17 protein-coding genes and 2 riboswitches are annotated in these 17,631 nt (G+C 69.0%); of the genes, 10 read left to right on the forward strand and 7 right to left on the reverse strand.

What is annotated here, in order from left to right:
- Nucleotides 1-37: 37 nt before the first annotated feature.
- From HNO80_RS06470 to HNO80_RS06495, 6 genes are all read right to left on the reverse strand, one after another.
- Nucleotides 38-325: a WXG100 family type VII secretion target gene (locus HNO80_RS06470; RefSeq protein ID WP_175322018.1), complete on the reverse strand. Its 288-nt coding sequence runs from the start codon at nucleotides 323-325 to the stop codon at nucleotides 38-40.
- Nucleotides 326-455: 130 nt separating this feature from the next.
- A complete protein-coding gene (locus HNO80_RS06475) occupies nucleotides 456-1,994 on the reverse strand; it encodes a sensor histidine kinase (RefSeq protein ID WP_175322019.1) in 1,539 nt (512 codons plus the stop codon).
- A gap of 2 nt (nucleotides 1,995-1,996) precedes the next feature.
- The gene (locus HNO80_RS06480) at nucleotides 1,997-2,707 is read right to left on the reverse strand and encodes a response regulator transcription factor (protein WP_175322020.1); all 711 of its coding nucleotides are present in this window, start codon (nucleotides 2,705-2,707) and stop codon (nucleotides 1,997-1,999) included.
- A gap of 67 nt (nucleotides 2,708-2,774) precedes the next feature.
- Nucleotides 2,775-4,421 carry a DNA repair helicase XPB gene (locus tag HNO80_RS06485; RefSeq protein WP_175322021.1) on the reverse strand — a complete coding sequence of 549 codons (1,647 nt, stop codon included), beginning with the start codon at nucleotides 4,419-4,421 and terminating at the stop codon, nucleotides 2,775-2,777.
- Nucleotides 4,418-6,916, reverse strand: coding sequence for a helicase-associated domain-containing protein (locus HNO80_RS06490; protein WP_175322022.1), 2,499 nt, complete (start codon nucleotides 6,914-6,916; stop codon nucleotides 4,418-4,420). The genes HNO80_RS06485 and HNO80_RS06490 overlap by 4 nt, the downstream gene beginning before the upstream one ends.
- Nucleotides 6,917-6,926: 10 nt before the next feature.
- Nucleotides 6,927-7,160, reverse strand: coding sequence for a hypothetical protein (locus HNO80_RS06495; RefSeq protein ID WP_175322023.1), 234 nt, complete (start codon nucleotides 7,158-7,160; stop codon nucleotides 6,927-6,929).
- A 177-nt stretch (nucleotides 7,161-7,337) separates the two neighbouring features.
- Between HNO80_RS06495 and HNO80_RS06500 the strand changes: the two genes are divergently transcribed.
- Genes HNO80_RS06500 through HNO80_RS06510 form a run of 3 tightly spaced genes read left to right on the forward strand, consistent with a single transcriptional unit; the run spans nucleotide 7,338 to nucleotide 9,665 of the window.
- Nucleotides 7,338-7,721: a cold shock domain-containing protein gene (locus HNO80_RS06500; protein WP_175322024.1), complete on the forward strand. Its 384-nt coding sequence runs from the start codon at nucleotides 7,338-7,340 to the stop codon at nucleotides 7,719-7,721.
- A gap of 9 nt (nucleotides 7,722-7,730) precedes the next feature.
- Entirely contained in the window at nucleotides 7,731-8,303 is a 573-nt protein-coding gene (locus tag HNO80_RS06505) for a DUF3027 domain-containing protein (RefSeq protein ID WP_175322025.1), read from the forward strand.
- A 42-nt stretch (nucleotides 8,304-8,345) separates the two neighbouring features.
- A complete protein-coding gene (locus HNO80_RS06510) occupies nucleotides 8,346-9,665 on the forward strand; it encodes an MFS transporter (RefSeq protein ID WP_175322026.1) in 1,320 nt (439 codons plus the stop codon).
- A gap of 28 nt (nucleotides 9,666-9,693) precedes the next feature.
- Here HNO80_RS06510 and serC read toward each other — a convergent pair whose 3' ends face one another.
- Nucleotides 9,694-10,824, reverse strand: coding sequence for a phosphoserine transaminase (gene serC, locus HNO80_RS06515; RefSeq protein ID WP_175322027.1), 1,131 nt, complete (start codon nucleotides 10,822-10,824; stop codon nucleotides 9,694-9,696).
- 315 nt (nucleotides 10,825-11,139) lie between these two features.
- On the opposite strand from serC, the gene HNO80_RS06520 reads away from it, so the two are divergent.
- The 7 genes from HNO80_RS06520 to HNO80_RS06545 all read left to right on the forward strand — a co-directional run bounded on the left by HNO80_RS06520 (nucleotide 11,140) and on the right by HNO80_RS06545 (nucleotide 17,629).
- Entirely contained in the window at nucleotides 11,140-11,832 is a 693-nt protein-coding gene (locus HNO80_RS06520; RefSeq protein ID WP_175322028.1) for an iron-dependent transcriptional repressor DtxR, read from the forward strand.
- Nucleotides 11,833-11,985: 153 nt separating this feature from the next.
- Nucleotides 11,986-12,194, forward strand: a riboswitch (cyclic di-AMP (ydaO/yuaA leader).
- 4 nt (nucleotides 12,195-12,198) lie between these two features.
- Nucleotides 12,199-13,017 (forward strand): M23 family metallopeptidase, encoded by an 819-nt coding sequence (locus HNO80_RS06525; RefSeq protein WP_175322029.1) that lies wholly within the window; start codon nucleotides 12,199-12,201, stop codon nucleotides 13,015-13,017.
- Nucleotides 13,018-13,163: 146 nt separating this feature from the next.
- Nucleotides 13,164-13,322: riboswitch (cyclic di-AMP (ydaO/yuaA leader) on the forward strand.
- A gap of 263 nt (nucleotides 13,323-13,585) precedes the next feature.
- The gene (locus HNO80_RS06530) at nucleotides 13,586-14,344 is read left to right on the forward strand and encodes an NlpC/P60 family protein (RefSeq protein WP_175322030.1); all 759 of its coding nucleotides are present in this window, start codon (nucleotides 13,586-13,588) and stop codon (nucleotides 14,342-14,344) included.
- A gap of 244 nt (nucleotides 14,345-14,588) precedes the next feature.
- Nucleotides 14,589-15,089 carry an HNH endonuclease gene (locus HNO80_RS06535; RefSeq protein WP_175322031.1) on the forward strand — a complete coding sequence of 167 codons (501 nt, stop codon included), beginning with the start codon at nucleotides 14,589-14,591 and terminating at the stop codon, nucleotides 15,087-15,089.
- Between the two features lie 65 nt (nucleotides 15,090-15,154).
- Entirely contained in the window at nucleotides 15,155-15,865 is a 711-nt protein-coding gene (gene mobA, locus HNO80_RS06540) for a molybdenum cofactor guanylyltransferase (RefSeq protein ID WP_349627251.1), read from the forward strand.
- Nucleotides 15,849-16,136 (forward strand): DUF6457 domain-containing protein, encoded by a 288-nt coding sequence (locus tag HNO80_RS17775; RefSeq protein ID WP_349627252.1) that lies wholly within the window; start codon nucleotides 15,849-15,851, stop codon nucleotides 16,134-16,136. The genes mobA and HNO80_RS17775 overlap by 17 nt, the downstream gene beginning before the upstream one ends.
- A complete protein-coding gene (locus HNO80_RS06545) occupies nucleotides 16,133-17,629 on the forward strand; it encodes a molybdopterin-binding protein (RefSeq protein ID WP_175322032.1) in 1,497 nt (498 codons plus the stop codon). Before HNO80_RS17775 ends, HNO80_RS06545 begins: the two co-directional genes overlap by 4 nt.
- The last annotated feature ends 2 nt before the right edge of the window (nucleotides 17,630-17,631 follow it).

The raw sequence follows: 17,631 nt of genomic DNA on the forward strand, positions 1-17,631 counted from the left end.
CGCACAGGGGCCGTGGGCCGTGGGCCGGCCCTTGCCGCTAGCCGAACCGCTGGGCGTTGCTCAGCTCTGCCTGGGCGTAGCTGGCGGCGGCGGATCTGAGCGCGAGATTGATCGAAGCCAGGGAGGCCTCGACCTTGCCCTGGGTCAGGGTCCATTCTGCGAGCAGGGCCTGGAAATTGGTGGCGGCCGATCCGCGCCAGCTCGCCTGCAGTTCGTCCAGCCCGTGCCTCATGGCCTGCACGTCGGCGCTGATTCTTTCCACCGTGGCCTGGACGTTGGCGGACTTGAGCTGGAGCAGTTCGGTATCGACGGAAATGATGCTCACGGGAGGGCCTTTCACGGGTGCCGGGGATGGGGATATCCGGATTTTCCGGACACTGTCAGCCTAGGAAGGCGCCGCGGCCTGCCCCAGCGGAGAAGCTCCCTATGTGGAAAACCCGACTCCACCGAAAGGGTTACCCGCGCGCCGCGCCGCCCGAGTCCAGCCCTGGCTCCACGCCCGCATCAGCGTCCGACTCAGCGCCCTTCAGCTCCGCTTCTGCTGTCTCGGCCTCCGGCGTCTCCGATTCCGCCAGGAACGGGAGGCTGACCACCAGGGTGGCGCCGCCGCCCTCGGTGGGCTGGACACGGACCGAGCCCGAGTGCGAGCCGACGATGGCCGCCACGATTGCCAGTCCGAGGCCGCTGCCGCCGGTCTCCCTGGTCCGGGAGGTGTCCGCACGGTAAAAGCGTTCAAAGATCCGGGCCGCCTCCTCTTCCGAGACGCCCGGCCCGTGGTCACGGACTTCGATCACGGAGCGGCGCGTCCCGTCGGCGTCGGACCGCACCCCTACGGCGAGCTCGATCGGGGTGCCATCCGGGGTGTAGCGCAGGGCGTTGCCCACGAGGTTGCCGACCACTTGGCGTAGCTTCGCCTCGTCGCCCATCACCGGGGCCGGAGCTCCCGCGCCGCCGTCGAGGCCCCGGAGCGAGATCACCCGGCTGCGGTCGCTGGCCTGGGTATCAACCACGGCGTCATGGGCAAGCAGCAGCAGGTCCACCGGCTTCTGCTGTAGCGGGCGCTGTTCGTCGATCCTGGCCAGCAGCAGCAGGTCTTCCACCATCGCACCCATCCGCTTGGCTTCGCTCTCGATCCGCCCCATGGCGGTGGCGACGTCCTCGGGTGTGGCCAGGGCGCCGTGCCGGTAGAGCTCCGAAAAGCCGCGGATTGTGACCAGCGGGGTGCGCAGTTCGTGGGACGCGTCGGCGGCGAAGCGGCGCATCCTCTCCTCGGAGGCCATTCTGGCGGCAAAGGCGGACTCGATATGCGCCAGCATGGCGTTGAGGGACCGGCTGAGCCGGCCGACCTCGGTGTCCGGGTTCTCTACTTCCACACGCCGCGACAGGTCGCCCGCGGCGATTGCAGCCGCGGTCTTTTCCACCCGCGCCAACGGCCGGAAGGACCGGGTCACGGTCCAGGTAGCGATGAAGAAGGCCAGCACCAGGGTCAGCAGTCCGACGCCGACCACCACCAGGACGGCGTGCTCCATCACCGAATCCACCGGATACAGCGGCAGTCCGATCACGACGACGGCGGCGCGCTGGTTGCCGTCCAGCACGTTGACGGCCACCACCCGCCAGTTCCGCCCGTCGGTGCCGCGGACCTGGAACGGAGCCTCGCCGCGGTCGTGGGCCTCTTGGGGCGTAATGCTGCTGATGGCCGGGCGCGAGCCCTTGCTGCCGCCGAACACGTAGGCGGACTGGCCCGGGCTGAAAAGCATCAGTGAATAGTCGGTGGGGACGTTCGGGTTCTGGTCCTGCAGCTGGCTGAAGGATTGCTGCTGCCGGGCCGAACCCACGGCGGCCTTGAGCTTGTCGTCGACCTGGCCCTGCAGGTAGCTGTGCAGCAGGGCGAGCGTGCCCGCGCCCGTAGCGGTGAGGGCCACGAGCATCAGGGCCATCATGATGGCGACCAGCTGCGACCGCAGCGACGCCGCCCTCCATCGGTGCAGCAAGGTCAGCGCTTCTCAGCCGTCCGCAGCACGTAGCCGACGCCCCGCTTCGTTTGGATCAGGGCCGGCGCCGCGGGGTCGATGTCCACCTTGCGCCGGAGGTAGGAGATGTAGGACTCCACGATCGAGGCGTCGCCGTTGAAGTCGTACTCCCACACGTGGTCCAGGATCTGGGCCTTGGAGAGCACCCGGTTCGGGTTGAGCATGAGGTAGCGCAGCAGCTTGAACTCGGTGGGGGACAACTCGATCACCGTGCCTCCGCGGCGCACCTCGTGGGCGTCGTCGTCGAGCTCCAGGTCATCGACGCGGATGACGGCGTCGTCGTCCTGCAGCGGCTGGGTGCGGCGCAGCACGGCGCGGATGCGGGCCACCACCTCGTCGAGGCTGAACGGTTTGGTGACGTAGTCGTCGCCGCCGACCGTGAGGCCGGTGACCTTGTCCTCGGTGTCGTCCTTGGCGGTCAGGAACAGCACCGGGAAGTGCTTGCCTGCGGCGCGCAGCCGGCGGGTGACGGTGAACCCGTCCATGTCCGGCAGCATCACGTCGAGGACGGCGAGGTCCGGCGAGTGGAGCTCCGCGGCGGCGAGGGCATCGCGGCCGGTACCGGCGGAGACAACTTCGAACCCGGCGAAGCGCAGCGAGGTAGAGAGCAGCTCGCGGATGTTGGGTTCATCATCGACGACGAGCAGCTTGGCTTCGGGACCGTTCTTTTTCATGGTTCCCATGATGCTCCCAGACTCTGTGAGTTTTCTGAAAGGCGGATGTGTGTTGAATGGGCGTCCGCTAGTTGCCGGCGCCGACGTCCTTGGCGTCCATGATCCGGTAGGCGTAGCCCTGCTCGGCCAGGAAGCGCTGGCGCTTCGCGGCGAAGTCCTGGTCCAGGGTGTCCCTGGCCACGAGCGAGTAGAAGCGCGCGGCCCGGCCGTCCTGCTTGGGCCGCAGCAGGCGTCCCAGCCGCTGCGCCTCCTCCTGGCGTGAGCCGAAGGAACCGGAAACCTGGATCGCCACCGAGGCCTCCGGCAAGTCGATGGAAAAGTTGGCGACCTTGGACACCACAAGGGTCTGGACCTCCCCGGCGCGGAACGCGTCGAAGAGCCGCTGGCGCTCCTTGACCGAGGTGTCGCCCTTGATCACCGGCGCCTGCAGGCGCTCGCCGATCTCGTCCAGCTGGTCGATGTACTGCCCGATCACGAGCAACTGCTCGCCGGCGTGTTCAGCCACGAGCCGCTCCACGATCCCGGTCTTGGTCTCGGACGTGGCGCAGAGCCGGTACTTGTCGGCGTCCTCGGCCATGGCATAGGCCACCCGTTCGTCCCGGGGGAGATCGACCCGGACCTCGACGCAGTCCGCGGGGGCGATGTAGCCCTGCGCCTCGATGTCCTTCCACGGGGCGTCATAGCGCTTGGGTCCGATCAGGCTGAACACCTCGCCCTCGCGGCCGTCCTCGCGGACCAGGGTGGCGGTCAACCCGAGGCGGCGGCGCGCCTGCAGGTCCGCGGTCATCCGGAAGATCGGCGCCGGCAGCAGGTGGACCTCGTCGTAGATGATGAGGCCCCAGTCGTTGCCGTCCACCAGTTCCAGGTGCGGGTACAGCCCGCCGCGCTTGGTGGTGAGCACCTGGTAGGTGGCGATCGTGACGGGGCGGACTTCCTTGACGGAGCCGGAGTATTCGCCGATCTCCTCCTCGGTGAGCGAGGTCCGCTTGAGCAGCTCGTCCTTCCACTGCCGCGCGGACACCGTGTTGGTCACCAGGATCAGCGTGGTGGTGGAACTCGTGGCCATCGCGGCGGCACCCACCAGGGTCTTGCCGGCCCCGCAGGGGAGCACGACGACGCCGCTGCCGCCGGCCCAGAAGTTCTCCGTCGCGAGCTGCTGGTACGGGCGGAGCTTCCAGCCGGTTTCGTTGAGCATGATGGGGTGCGGCGTGCCGTCCACGTAGCCGGCGAAGTCCTCCGCAGGCCAGCCGATCTTCAGCAGCAGCTGCTTGAGCTGCCCGCGCTGGGAGGAATGCACCACCACGGTCTCGGCATCGATCCGCGGCCCCAGCAACGGAGCGATCTTCTTGGCGCGGCTGACTTCCTCGAGGACCGGATAGTCGGAGGTGCGCATCACGAGGCCGTGCTGGGGATCCTTCTCCAGCCGCAGCCGGCCGTAACGGGACATGGTCTCTTCGATGTCGATCAGCAGGGAATGCGGCACCGGGAACCGGGAGTACTTGAGCAGCGTATCCAGGACCTGTTCGGCGTCCAGGCCGGCGGCCCGGGCGTTCCACAATCCCAGCGGCGTGAGGCGGTAGCTGTGGACATGCTCCGGGGCGCGCTCCAGTTCGGCGAACGCCGCGATTGCATGGCGCGCCTCGGTGGCCTGTTCGTGGTCCACCTCCAGCAGGATGGTCTTGTCACTCTGGACGATCAGCGGTCCGTCATTCACTGGAGCAATTCCTCTGTGGCTTCAACGTCAATGATCCGGTGGATGGACAGGACACGCTCGGTTTCCTTGGCCGGATCGAACACGCGCACACGCCCGCCATTCACTGCTACCGGAACAACGGTTTCGCGGGTGGCATTCCCCAGGCCGTCCACGATGTTCATCACCACCCGCTGCTTGAGCCGGATGGCCTTCTGCAGGGTCTCCAGGCCCAGCTGCGTCGCGGCCTCGCCGCCGGCTGCCCCGGCCCCGCGGCTTGCGGTGGCGTCGGAGAAGGAGGAAGGTGAACCGCCGTCGCGCAGCACCGCGAGCTGGGCGTCGACGTCGGCGTCCGCGGGAGCGGTGCGCGGGGCGGTGTAGACCGGCCGGACGCTGCCCGGCGCCGCGGTGCTGCGGCGCAGCCGCACGGCGGCGGAACCGGTTTCCTCGACCGCGGGGGACAGGCCCAGCCCGCGCAGCAACTGGGCGGCTTCCCGGGGTGCGGCGTGCGAGACCAGCACGGTCGGCGCGATCCGGACCAGGCCCAGCCCGGACGCTGCCGGGGTGTTGAGCAGCTCCAGCAGGGCTGTTTCGTCCTCGCTCTGGATGAAGCTCGCGGCCGGTCCCACCCGGAGCCGGGCATGGCGCGCGGCGGTGTCCTCAATGAGGTACTGCAGCGGCTGCGGCACGGCGGTGGCCGAGTGCTCGCGCAGGAAATCCATCAGTGCGCCGGCGTCCTGCCCGGCGTCCAGGGCGCGCCGGACGGACGCCACCGAAAAGCGGTAGATGGTGGCCGGCCCCTGGCCCTCCGCGTCGGCCATGGTCAGGAGTTTCTCGCTCAATTCCGGGTCCAGGTAGCCGGGGGCGACAGCGGTCAGGTCCGCCTGGAGGAGCACGTGGTTCAGCGCCGCGGGCAGGTGCTCGCCGAGGATGGCCAGGGCTTCGTCCGGCTGTTCGACGGCGATCGCCGCCCCGATCTGGCTAAGCGCGCCCGATCCGACCAGGCCCAGCATTTCGGCTTCGGCGAGGACGCCCTGGATGAGCGAACTGAAGCGCCGCGCCATCCGCGGCTGCGACCAGTCGGCCCGTTCCAACACGGCGGCGGCGTCCAGCACCGGTGCCTCCCCGTCGGCCGCGGCCGCCTCCAGGGTGAGTTCGTTGAGGATTTCCAGGATCCGTTTCCGGACCACGGGGGCGTCCGGCCGTTGCGCCTCCGCGGAGAGGGCATTGATGGCGCTGCCGGCGGGGCCGCGGTGCGCCTGCGCGGTGGCGACACCGCTGACCGGCTGCCCGACCAGCGACGGGACCCGTTCGCTGGCAAGCCAGGCGTTGACCAGCCACAGCCACTGCTCCTGCCGGGGCAGCGTCAGCCATTCCAGCTGCGGCGCCTGGATCCAGGCTGAGCTGTCCACGTCCAGGCGGAGCAGCCCGGAGAGGGCGCACAGCTCCGCGAGGACGCCGGCCTCATGCAGCCCGATCCGCAGGGCGTCGGCGAGGCGCTTCATTTCCCGGACGCCCACGCCGCCGCTGCGCAAGGTGGCGAGCGGCTGCTCGCGCACGGCGTACAGCAGTTCACCGGTCAGCCGCAGGGTTTCGGCGATGGCGCCGAGCGCGGCATTGCGGCGCAGCGAAGCGCTGGTCTGTCCCAGCCTCGGCACCGGCGGGCTGAGCGCGAAGTGCTCAATGACGAAGCCGCCGCGGAGCGAGACGCCCACGCTGTGCGGGAGTTCCACATGGGCGGCGTCCAGAGGCACCAGCAGGCCGCGGGCCAGCAGCCAGTCGACGGGCCCGACGTCGGGGCCCTCGTTCAGCACGGACGCGCGGCGTTGCGCCTGGGGCACCGCGCCCATGGCCCAGTTTCCGAAGCGGGCGAGGAGCGCCGTCGTGCGCTCCGGTGCGGTGGCCAGGATCGCCTGCAGGGCCTCCGGCGACGCGGTCCAGTGCTGCAGCGACAGCGCCGCCTCCATCGGGGTGCTGGCGGGGGCGATGTCGGCGCCGGTGCCGTGCAGTTCGCCGACAAGCTGCACCACGCGCTGCGCGAAAGCGGGCTGGAGCCGGACAAGCTCGGTGTAGCTGCGCCCCAGCCCGGCCGGGTAGATGCCGATGACGTCCTTGAGGCTGCCGACCGGAAGGTAGTGGCGCTGCCGGCCCGCGGCTGCGCCCACGCCGTGCGGGGGGTCGGCCCGGTGCACGAGCGCCAGTTCCTGCAGGGAGTGCAGCAGCCGGTCCAGCGCGGCGACGGAAGAGCCGTTGATCAGCCGCTTGAGCGTCGCGGCGGACGCGCTGTGTCCGGTGTCCGTGTTGGTGCACAGATGCAGGGTTTCGAGGACCTGCATCTGCGGGCGGTTCAGCCGTTCCAGCGCCCGTTGCACACTGACCCGGCCGCTGGCTCGGGCGGCGAGGGCGGAGAAATCCGGCACCGCGGGGGAAATCAGGTCCGGCCGCGCGGAGAACAGGGCCCGCAACGAGTCGTCGCTGCGTGCCTGCAGTTCCTTGCTGAGCGCGCGGATAAGGGACATCAGTCCAACGTTACCCTCCGCCGTGCCCGGGCGTCCGGCGCCGGGCAGCGACGGCGTCGATCACCAGGGCGAGCATGAGCAGGAACGCCACCGGCAGCCCGTACAGCGCGGTGGACGTAATCCATGCCGGCGCCACCGCGTTGTTGAAGGCCATAACCATGACGGCTCCGACGGCGGCCAGCGAGAGCGCGGCAACGGCGGCCGCAAGAATCAAGAGGGGCCGCCGGAAGCGCTGTGGTGTCATGGAGGCAACGCTAACAGCCCGGCTTCGCCCGCGCCTCAAGCCGTCAAAGTGGCCAAGGCAGGATAACCTTGGAGGAACAGACCAACACGGTCCGGGCAGTCACACCCTGAACCCGCATATCCATGCGGATGCGGTGACCGCCGGCCGCGTCCCCGCAGAACGAAGAAGGTTGATTACGTGCCTACCGGCAAGGTCAAGTGGTATGACAAGGAAAAAGGCTTCGGATTCCTCGCAGGCGAAGACGGCCAGGAGGTCTTCCTGCCCAAGTCGGCGCTGCCCGAGGGCGTAACCGAGCTCAAAGCCGGAACCCGGGTGGAATTCGGTGTGGCCGACGGCCGCAAGGGAGCCCAGGCCCTGGGCCTGCGGGTGCTGGACAAGACCCCGTCGATCGCCAAGGCCAAGCGGCCCAGCGCGAAGGACCTCGCACCGCTGGTGCAGGACCTCGTCAGCGTGCTGGACAACCTCTCCGGAACGCTGTCCGCGGGCAAGTACCCGGAAGGCAACAAGGCCAAGGCGATCGCCGTCGCGCTTCGTAAGGTCGCCGACGAGCTGGACGCGTAAGGCTCTGCGATGACTCCGGAACCTGAACAGAACGCCGCCGCGGCGGCCGGTGCGGCCGCCAAGGCCGCCGGCGCCAAAGCAGGATCCAAGCCGCGCTACGGCGTGCCCGTCTGGCGCGTCGGCAAGCCCGACGCCTTCCTGGCCGCGTCCGTCGACGCGGCCCGTGCCGCCGTGGAAGGCATCGCGCCGGCGGAGCAGATCGGCCGGCACCTGGGCGCGAAGAGCGAAGGCGACCGCCTGGTCACGCACCTCTTCGAGTCCAAGTTGCCCGGCTACGGCGGTTGGCAGTGGTACGCGGTGCTGACCCGCAACTCCCGCTCCAAGACCGTGACGGTGGATGAGTTGGGCCTGCTGCCCTCCGAGGATTCCATCCTGGCCCCGGAGTGGGTTCCGTGGGCCGAACGCGTGCGCCCGGAAGACGCGCAACAGGACGACGCCGCCGAAGCCCCCGTTGCCGAGGCCGCGGCGGCTACGTCGGACGAGACCGCCGACGACGGTGCCGCGGAGGCGCAAGCAGAGCCTGCCGAAGCAGGAGCCGACGCCGGAGCGGTCCAGGACGAGTCCGCCGTCGAGGCCGACTAACGGTTTGGGGCCGTTCGGGAGCGTGCAACGGAAGGCCGGGACATGAGGTCCACCTTCAAATCGCTGCACATCCTGAACTACCGGATCTGGTTCATCGGCGCCCTGATCTCCAATATCGGGACCTGGATGCAGCGCACCGCGCAGGACTGGCTGGTCTTTGACCACCTGAGCGCTCAGGACGCCGGCGCCATGGGCATCACCATGGCCCTGCAGCTGGGACCGCAGCTCTTCCTCGCCCCCGTCGCCGGGCTGGTCGCCGACCGCTTCAACCGCAAGCAGCTGCTGGTCCTGACACAGTCCTCCATGGCCCTGTTGAGCGCAGCGCTCGGTGCCCTGGTGTTGTCCGGGGCCGCGCAGCTCTGGCACGTCTACATTTTCGCCCTGCTGCTGGGCGTCGTCTCCGCCCTGGACGCGCCGGTGCGCCAGACCTTTGTTTCCGAACTGGTGCGCGACGACTACCTGCCCAACGCCGTCGCCCTCAACAGCGCCTCGTTCAACGTGGCCAGGATGATCGGCCCCGCCGTCGCCGGCCTGCTCACCGTGGCCATTGGGCCCGGCTGGGTCTTCCTGGTCAACACCGTCACGTTCCTGGCCCTGCTCCTGAGCCTGGCCAAAATCCCCGCAGCCTCGCTGCGCCAGCTGCCCCGGGCCCCGGCCGGCAAGGGCCGGATCCGCGAGGGCCTGCGCTACGTGCGCTTCCGGCCCGACATTGTGGTTGTGCTGGTGGGGGTGTTCATCGTGGGAACCCTGGGGCTGAACTTCGTCCTCTTTATCGCTGCCATGGTCGGCACCGAATTCGGCCTCGATGCCGGCGCCTTCGGCCTGATGAACTCGATCATGGCGATCGGTTCCGTCGCCGGAGCGCTGCTCTCGGCCGGGCGGGGCCGGCCGCGGATGCGCGTGATCTTCGGCGCGGCCGGCGCCTTCGGCCTGACCTCCGGCCTCGCCGCGCTGGCGCCGGACTACTTCTGGTTCGGCGTCGCGCTGGTGCCGGTCGGCCTGTTCGCGATCACCATGATGACCAGCGCCAACGGCTACGTCCAGACCACCACGGACCCGGTGATGCGCGGCCGGGTGATGGCCTTGTATATGGCGATCTTCATGGGCGGCACCCCGATCGGCGCACCGCTGGTCGGCTGGGTGGCGAACGTCGCCGGCGCGCGCTGGTCGATGGGTGTGGCGGCGGCCTCCGGGCTGATCGCGGCCCTGAACGGCATAGTCTGGATTGTCCGGGCGAAGCAGCTGCGGATCGCCTTCAACCGGCGTGCGCGGGGCCTGCGGTATTTCCGGGTCGTCCCCGGCAGTTCGGCGACCGGTGGCGCCGCCCGGGAGGAAGACCCGGACGACGCCGTCGACCGCTGACGCGTCCTGGAAAGGGACGGCGCGGTGGCTACTTCCTGAGCTCGCCGACGACGAAGTCGATGCACTCGAGCAGTGCGGAGACGTCGTCGGGTTCGATCGCCACGAAGGTGGCGATGCGCAGCTGGTTCCGCCCCAGCTTGCGGTACGGCTCGGTGTCCACGATGCCGTTGGCGCGCAGGACCTTGGCGATGGCGGAGGCGTCGATCGAGTCGTCGAAGTCGATGGTGGCAATCACGTTGGACCGGTCCTCGGCCCTGGCCACGAACGGCGTGGCGTAGGCGGAGGCCTCGGCCCAGCGGTAAATGCGTCCGGCCGAGTCGGCGGTGCGCGCGGCGGCGAAGTCGAGGCCGCCGTTGGCGTTGAGCCACTGCACCTGCGCGTCCAGGGTCACGAGGGTGGCCAGCGCCGGAGTGTTGTAGGTCTGGTTCAGCCGCGAGTTGTCGATCGCGGTCTGGAGGTCCAGGAAGTCCGGGATCCAGCGGCCGCTGGCCTTGATCCGGGCGGCGCGCTCCAAGGCCGCCGGGGAGAACAGTCCCAGCCACAGGCCGCCGTCGGAGGCGAAGTTCTTCTGCGGGGCAAAGTAGTAGACGTCGGCTTCGGCGACGTCCACGTCCAGGCCGCCGGCCGCGGAGGTGGCGTCCACCAGGACGAGGGAGCCTGCATCGGCGCCGGCCACGCGCTTGACCGGCGCGGCGACGCCGGTGGAGGTCTCATTTTGCGGCCACGCGTAGGCATCGACGCCGGCCTCGGCCTGCGCCCCGGGGCGGGTGCCGGGCTCGGACTTGATGATCGAGGACTCGGCCAGGAACGGGGCTTTATTGGTGGCCGCGGCGAACTTCGAGCCGAATTCGCCGAAGGACAGGTGCTGCGCCTTGTTTTCCACGAGGCCGAAGCTGGCAATGTCCCAGAACGCCGTGGAGCCGCCGACGCCGAGGATGACCTCGTAGCCCTCCGGGGCGCGGAAGAAGTCGCTCAGCCCGGTCCGGACCGACCCCACGAGGTTCTTGACCGGGGCCTGGCGGTGCGAGGTCCCCAGCAGCGTCGCCGCCGCCGCAGACAGGGCCTCCATCTGCTCCGGCCGGACCTTCGACGGGCCGGCGCCAAACCGGCCGTCCTTGGGCAGGAGGTTCGCGGGGATGGTGATGCTGGTGTCGCTCACAGGGGCTCCAATTTTCGGCTGGGTGTGTGGCGGGGCTTGGACGGGCTCTGCCGGGCGTGACCGGGACCCGCTATTTATTCTGCCCGACGGCCCCATGCGGGCGGGAATAACGCCCGTCATAGTCCGGTCATTGAGACGGCGGCCGGGAGCCGGGCGCGGCGTAGCGCACGGGTCCGCGCGGCAGCCATCAGATTATCCGGACTAATTCAAAATAGGCTAGGCTATGCGGTGACGTACGGCGGATCTCGCCAGGGCGCATCCCGCACGCTGTACGGTGGGATTGACGCAAGGACGGCGCTCGAGGAGCTGAGCTGAATGACGGATCTGATCGATACCACCGAGATGTATCTTCGGACCATCCTGGAACTTGAAGAAGAGAACATCATCGCCCTCCGCGCCCGCATCGCCGAACGGCTCCGGCACTCCGGCCCCACCGTTTCCCAGACTGTCGGCCGTATGGAGCGCGACGGCCTCGTGGTTGTTTCCGGCGACCGGCACCTTGAACTGACCGAAACGGGCCGGAAGCGCGCCATCGAGGTCATGCGCAAGCACCGCTTGGCCGAGCGGCTGCTTGCCGACGTGATCGGGCTCGACTGGGCCTACGTCCATGAGGAAGCGTGCCGCTGGGAGCACGTAATGAGCGAACGGGTCGAGCGCCGCATTTTCGAAATGCTGGACCACCCGACCGTGTCCCCCTACGGGAACCCGATTCCCGGACTCGCCGAACTAGGGGGGCTTCCGACGCCGGACCGCGGCGCCGTGGTCAACCTGCTTGACGCCATGGCCGGCTACGGTGCCGACTCGCGGATCACCGTCAGCCGGCTGGCCGAGCCGATCCAGGTCGAGCCGGAGCTGCTGGTCCAGCTGGACGAGGGCGGAATCCGTCCCGGCGCCAGGGTGTCGCTGGAACGGGTGGGGGAGTACATCTCGGTCCGGGTCCCCGACATTGAAGGCGCCCTTGAGCTGCCTCCCGAGGTCGCCGCCCATGTCTTCGTTACGCTCGGGTAACCCGGCGTCAAAATCCTGCCGCGAAACAGGCGGTAAGTTGTGCACAGGCGAGATAACGGAATTATTACCGCCTGCCTTAATCCCCTATAGTTGATGACAAGCACTGATACTAAAGCGTTATCTGATCCGGAGCCGAGCTCTGCCAGCGGATCAGTCGGCGATTCACCTTCTGGCAGAGGCGGGGGAACCACAACCGGCTGTTGATTCAGCAGCCTTGGGGTGAAGTCCGCTAGCGGCAAGCAATTCAAACTGGGACCTCCGTGGATGCCCCTGCGTCTGGATGCTTGCACCGGCGGACCGGGTCTTTGATCTCTCTGACCCGAATCCGACAGCTAACTTCGCAGGCTATCCAGAGAGGAACCGTTTTTGACCACCCAGACCGTCAGGGGCCGCCGTCGTGCGACCGGTCCCGCTCCGGAGCCGCGCCCGGCCGCCGTCGTCCTCGACGAACGCCCGCGTGACGCACACCGCGAAGCGCGCCGCGGCCGGCGCAGCCCGTTCCGTCAGGTAACAGACTTCGCCGCTGTCAGCGGCGTGGGGCAGAAGGCGGGCATTGCCCTGGCGGCTACGGGTTTGGTCCTCACCGTGACAGTTCCGGCCACCGGCCCCGTGATGGCCACCGATGCGGCCAGGTCCGGTTCGGTTTCCGCGGCGGCTCAGCCCGAGGTCAAGGCCCCGGCCGCCGAAATCAACTTCAACCGCACGGCCGTCACCACCAAGGGTGACCCGGACAGCAAGCTCAAGCAGTTGCTGAGCGCCCAGTCCGTCGGCAGCATCACCCGGGCAGCCTCCGCGGGCAGCCTCGGGGCGCCGCTGGATGCCATGGTCACGGCCTCGCCGTTCGGCTACCGGGTCAGTCCCATCACGGGCGCCGTCGGGGAATTCCACCGGGGCCAGGACTACGCGGCCCAATGCGGCACCCCGGTGCATGCCGCCGCGAGCGGCACCGTAACTTTCTCCGGCTGGCACCCCTACGGGGGCGGCAACCGGGTGGTAATCGACCACGGCAACGGCCTGGAGACCACGTACAACCACTTGTCGTCCTCCGATGTCCACGTGGGCCAGCAGGTCTCCCGTGGCGATGTGGTGGCGATGAGCGGAACCACCGGCGCCTCCACCGGCTGCCACCTCCACTTCGAGGTGATGGTCAACGGGGAAGTTGTTGACCCGCTCGGCTGGCTTTAGCCAAGCCGAGGGACCACTCGCGTTTCTGTGACACGCCGTGATCTGAATGTGACATTGAGTCCCAACTGTTGTACCGTATGAAGCACGCCAACTTCTCCGAAGTTGGCGCTCTTGAGTGGATTGCCTAACTCTGCCACCGCTCAAGGTCCGTTCGCATGACATCGTCTGGCAGGGGCGGGGGAACCAATTTTGGTCTTCGCAAGAAGACCTTGGGGTTAAGTCGCAAAGCTTCCCAGGAAGCAGCGCGGCCGGGTGACTCCCATCCGAATCCGACAGCTCACCTCGTAGGCATTGGGAGAGGCTACTTTCGTGTCTTCACGCCACAATGCTGCGCGTTCTCGCGCCGGCGAGGCTCAGTTGAGCCCGCTGAATTCCATGCTCCGTGTCGCCCTTGCCGGTGCCCGGACTGGATCAAACAACGCAGTTCCCGCTTTTGGCGCGTCTTCGCAGTACACCCTTCGCTAAGAAACCCGTTTCGGGGCGATCCGGCGTACCCCCAAGATGCCGGAGCGTCCTCGGTCCCGCCTGCAAGCAGCGCGGACCCAAGGATCACGAAAGAGAGAACTGAATGACTACTCGTGCAACCATTGCACGCCACCGCGCGGAGGTCACCAAGACCAACTCGCTGGCTGTCATTGCTAAGGCCGTCGGCGACAACGCCGGTGGTATGGGTCGCCAGGCCGCGGTTATCGCTGCTGCCTCCGGCCTGGTCCTGACCAGCGGTATCGCAGCCAACGCTGCCGAGACCAACGTTCAGCGCGAATCGACTTCCGCTTCGGCCATGGAAGTACAGTCCAACGCGCCGGCCACGATCTCCGCGGCCTCCAGCATCGCGATCTCCTACGAGAAGCCTGCTGTCACCACCGCTCCGGCTCCGGTCGTCGAGGCGGCCAAGCCCGTCGTCAACGTCCAGGAAGCGGACACCGCCGCCACCGGTGCCGGCACGGGCACCGCGGTCACCGCGTCGCTGGACACCAAGGCTCCGGCCGCCGTCAGCGGCATGGGCGCTTCGATCGCCGCAGCTGCCTACGCACAGATCGGTGTCTCTCAGGACTGCACCATGCTGGCCACCAACGCGCTGGCCGCAGTGGGCGTCCACTACCACGGCTGGCCGGCGGGTTACCTGTCCCTGGGCCGCACCGTGAGCGCCGCAGAGGCCCAGCCGGGCGATCTCGCCTACTACCAGAACGGTGGCATGGGCATGGCCCACATCGCCGTTTACGTCGGCAACGGCATGGCCGTCCACGGCGGCTGGAACGGCGGCACCACCGCGCTCTACAGCGTCAACGTCGGCTCCGGCCCGGTCTTCATCCGCGTCGGCGGCTAGGACTTAGGCGCGTCTAACGCCTGAAGCTTTGTGAAGGACCCCTGCCGACGCGGCAGGGGTCCTTTGCCGTTTGCGGCTCGTTACCGGCCGGCCGTCGAGGCGCGACCCGGAAGCCCGGGTAAAGAAAAATTCGGCAATCCGGGCCTTCGGTGTTTACTCTTGTGGTGTCGATCCATAGCCCGACCATGCACAGGGCAGCCGGCCCTCGTGCCCCTGGCGGGTGCGGCCGTGAAGAGGTATGCGGATGCGCACTCTCGTTCTGAATGCTGGATATGAACCGCTGGCGGTAGTCACCTTCCGCCGGGCGCTGGTGCTTGTACTGACCGGGAAGGCCAGCGTGGTGGCCGAGGGGGACGACCCCGTGGTGGGTCCGCAGGATATCCTCGGCCGACCGACGGTGATCCTGCTGAACCGGTACATCAGGCCGCGCTACAACACCCTGACGGCAGTGAGCCGCAGGGGAGTGCTCCGCAGGGACAACCACCGTTGCGCCTACTGCGGCAAGGCTGCCCATACCATCGACCATGTCCACCCCAAGTCGCGGGGCGGTGCGGATTCGTGGGAGAACCTGGTGGCGGCCTGCCTGCGCTGCAACAACGCCAAAGGGGACCACACGCCGGCCGAAATGGGCTGGAAGCTGGGCTTCGTTCCCGGGCCGCCGAAGGGCGCGATCTGGCAGATCAAGGAACTGGAGAAGCCGACACCCGCCTGGGATCCGTTCCTGCTCCCCGAAAAGGCGCACTGAGAAGGCGCACTGGGCACAGCGGGCTGATACCGGCCCGGTGAGGCCGAAGCGGCTAGGCTGGACTGGTGGAATTTGACGCTGTCGTACTCGCCGGGGGCCGGTCCGCCAGGCTTGGCGGCGTACCCAAGGCCCTGCTGACGGTCGACGGCGGCACCCTGCTAAGTCGGTCGCTGCAGGCTGCCCGGGGCGCCCGCCGGACCGTCGTCGTCGGTCCTGACCCCGGTGACCTCCCATCGGATGTGCTCGACTGCCGCGAGGACCCGCCGTTTGGCGGACCCGCCGCCGCGATCGCCGCCGGCCTTTCCGCGCTTGCCGCCGTTGGGCGCGGGGAGCCGGCCGGAGCCGGCGCGGCGCCTCTGACCCTCGTGCTGGCCTGCGACATGCCCCGCGTGGCCGACGCCGTCCGCGCCTTGCTCGACGCACTGGCTGATGTCCCCGCCAATGCCCCGGGTGGCGCCGCTGCCAGCCCCGTCGACGGGCTCGTCGCCGTCTCGGCGGACGGCCGTATGCAACCCCTCGTGGGACTTTATGGCACGGTCGCGCTAGAAGGCGCCGTCGCCGACGCGGCGCGGCGGAACGCCCTCGAGGGGGGCTCGGTCTTCTCCCTCCTTGCTAGTCTTGAGCTGCGGAAGGTTCCGGTTCCGCCGGGTTCCACCGACGATGTGGACACCTGGGACGATGCCTCCGCCATGGGGGTGTCCACGCCCGGTCGGGGCCCGTCCGGGGCGCTGGGGCCCAACTCAACTTTGGAGGCAAACGGTGAAGAGCCAGGATGAAACGCTTGAAGACTGGTGCCGTGCGCTGCTCCAGGCCCTTGAGCTCGAAGATGTCGAGATCGACATCAACGAAGTGCTGGGACTGGCCGGTGTGGCCGCCCACTCCGTCGTCCGGCCGGCCGCGCCGCTGACCACCTTCATCGCCGGCTTCGCCGCCGGCCTGGCGTCCGGGTCCGGCCAGGCGCCGGACAGCGTGTCAATGCAGGCCGCCATGGGCGTGGCCCGGAAGCTCGCCAAGGAGTACGCCGCCGCCGAGGCTTCCGGGGCATGACCCCGGAACCCCCTCACGGCAGCAGCGGAGCCGACGACGACGATTCCGTGTCCGAACCGTCCGCAACGCGACCGGATGCCGACACCTCCGTCGGCAATGACGCCCACAACGACGACGCCGCCGCGGAGGCCGTCGCAGAGGCGCCGCACCGGCATCTCGCCCACAGCTGGCAGGAAGCCCGGCAACTCGCCTTCGACTGCGCCGCGCCCATCCCGTCCTCGCCCATACCGCTTCGGCATGCCCTGGGCCGGACACTGGCCGAGGACCTGACAGCACTGCATGACATGCCCCACTATGCCTCCTCCGCGATGGACGGCTGGGCGGTCAACGGTAGCGGCCCCTGGATCCTCGCCGAGCCGGGCCAGCGACTGGCCCCGCACCAGGCGAGCCCGATCAACACCGGCGGACTGATCCCGCCGGGCGCGAAAGCCGTGCTCCGCAGCGAGAGCGGCGTCATCGCCCCGGACGAGGACGGGCTGCCGGTCCTGAAACTGGCCGGCGGCGCCAAGCCCGGGGAACCGCGCAACGGCGAACACATCCGCAAGGCCGCGGAGGAAGCGGCCGCCGGAGAGCTGCTGATTAAGGCAGGCACCGTGCTCAACCCCGCGCATCTGGCCCTGGCCGCCCTGGCCGGTCACGACGCCCTGCCGGTGCTCGGCAAGGCCATGGTGCGACTGGTACTCACCGGCGCCGAAGTCGTCAGCACCGGCGTCCCCGCGCCAGGGGAGGTGCGGGACACGTTCGGGCCGCAGCTCGCCGCCGTCGTGGAAATGCTCGGCGGAATCTGCGCGGGGGAGGTCAAGATCGGGGACAGCGACGCCGAATGGCTTGCCGCGCTCGAAGACACCGACGACCCCGGCACAGGTCACGATCCTGTCAGCGGCGCGGAGCCGGCCGGCGAGACACTCCCGGCCGACGTCGTCATTACCACCGGCGGCACCGGCGGCTCCGGCACCGACCATCTCAGGCGCACGGTCGCGGAATTGGGCGGCAGGCTGCTGATCGATGGCATCGCCATGCGCCCGGGCCACCCCGCGGTGCTGGCCGAACTGCCGGACGGACGCTTCGTCATCGGGCTCCCCGGGAACCCGCTCGCCGCCATGATGGCGCTGTCCACCATCGGCGCCCCGCTGCTGGCCGCGCTAGGCCACGGGACGCCGCCGCCGGTGACCGAGGTGCCGTGCGGGACCATGATCGAGCCCGACCCCGGCCGGACCAGACTGATGCCGTTCCGCATGCTGTACGGGATGGCATCGCCGGCGCAGCACACCGGTCCGGGCATGATGCGGGGACTGGCGGCGGCCGACGGCATCATGGTGGTCCCGCCGCACGGCGTGCAGCTGGGGGAGCCCGTGCCGGCGTTTGCCCTGCCCTGGGGAGCCGCCCTTCCGGAGCCGGCCGCCGCGAAGGCTGCCGCCAAACCGGCCACCAAGCGCACCGCCAGGAAGCCGGCACCGGAGGGACCGGTTGACTGGAGCGGGCTGCTTGGCTGACA

The organism is Arthrobacter sp. C9C5, assembly GCF_013359735.1.
Lineage (GTDB): Bacteria > Actinomycetota > Actinomycetes > Actinomycetales > Micrococcaceae > Arthrobacter.

What these genes read in the sequence shown, in the direction of transcription:
- HNO80_RS06480 (WP_175322020.1), bottom strand. Translation starts at nt 2,707, where the DNA reads ATGAAAAAGAACGGTCCCGAAGCCAAGCTGCTCGTCGTCGATGATGAA.
- HNO80_RS06490 (WP_175322022.1), bottom strand. Translation starts at nt 6,916, where the DNA reads ATGTCCCTTATCCGCGCGCTCAGCAAGGAACTGCAGGCACGCAGCGAC.
- HNO80_RS06495 (WP_175322023.1), bottom strand. Translation starts at nt 7,160, where the DNA reads ATGACACCACAGCGCTTCCGGCGGCCCCTCTTGATTCTTGCGGCCGCC.
- HNO80_RS06505 (WP_175322025.1), top strand. Translation starts at nt 7,731, where the DNA reads ATGACTCCGGAACCTGAACAGAACGCCGCCGCGGCGGCCGGTGCGGCC.
- HNO80_RS06510 (WP_175322026.1), top strand. Translation starts at nt 8,346, where the DNA reads ATGAGGTCCACCTTCAAATCGCTGCACATCCTGAACTACCGGATCTGG.
- HNO80_RS06520 (WP_175322028.1), top strand. Translation starts at nt 11,140, where the DNA reads ATGACGGATCTGATCGATACCACCGAGATGTATCTTCGGACCATCCTG.
- HNO80_RS06530 (WP_175322030.1), top strand. Translation starts at nt 13,586, where the DNA reads ATGACTACTCGTGCAACCATTGCACGCCACCGCGCGGAGGTCACCAAG.
- HNO80_RS06535 (WP_175322031.1), top strand. Translation starts at nt 14,589, where the DNA reads ATGCGCACTCTCGTTCTGAATGCTGGATATGAACCGCTGGCGGTAGTC.
- HNO80_RS06545 (WP_175322032.1), top strand. Translation starts at nt 16,133, where the DNA reads ATGACCCCGGAACCCCCTCACGGCAGCAGCGGAGCCGACGACGACGAT.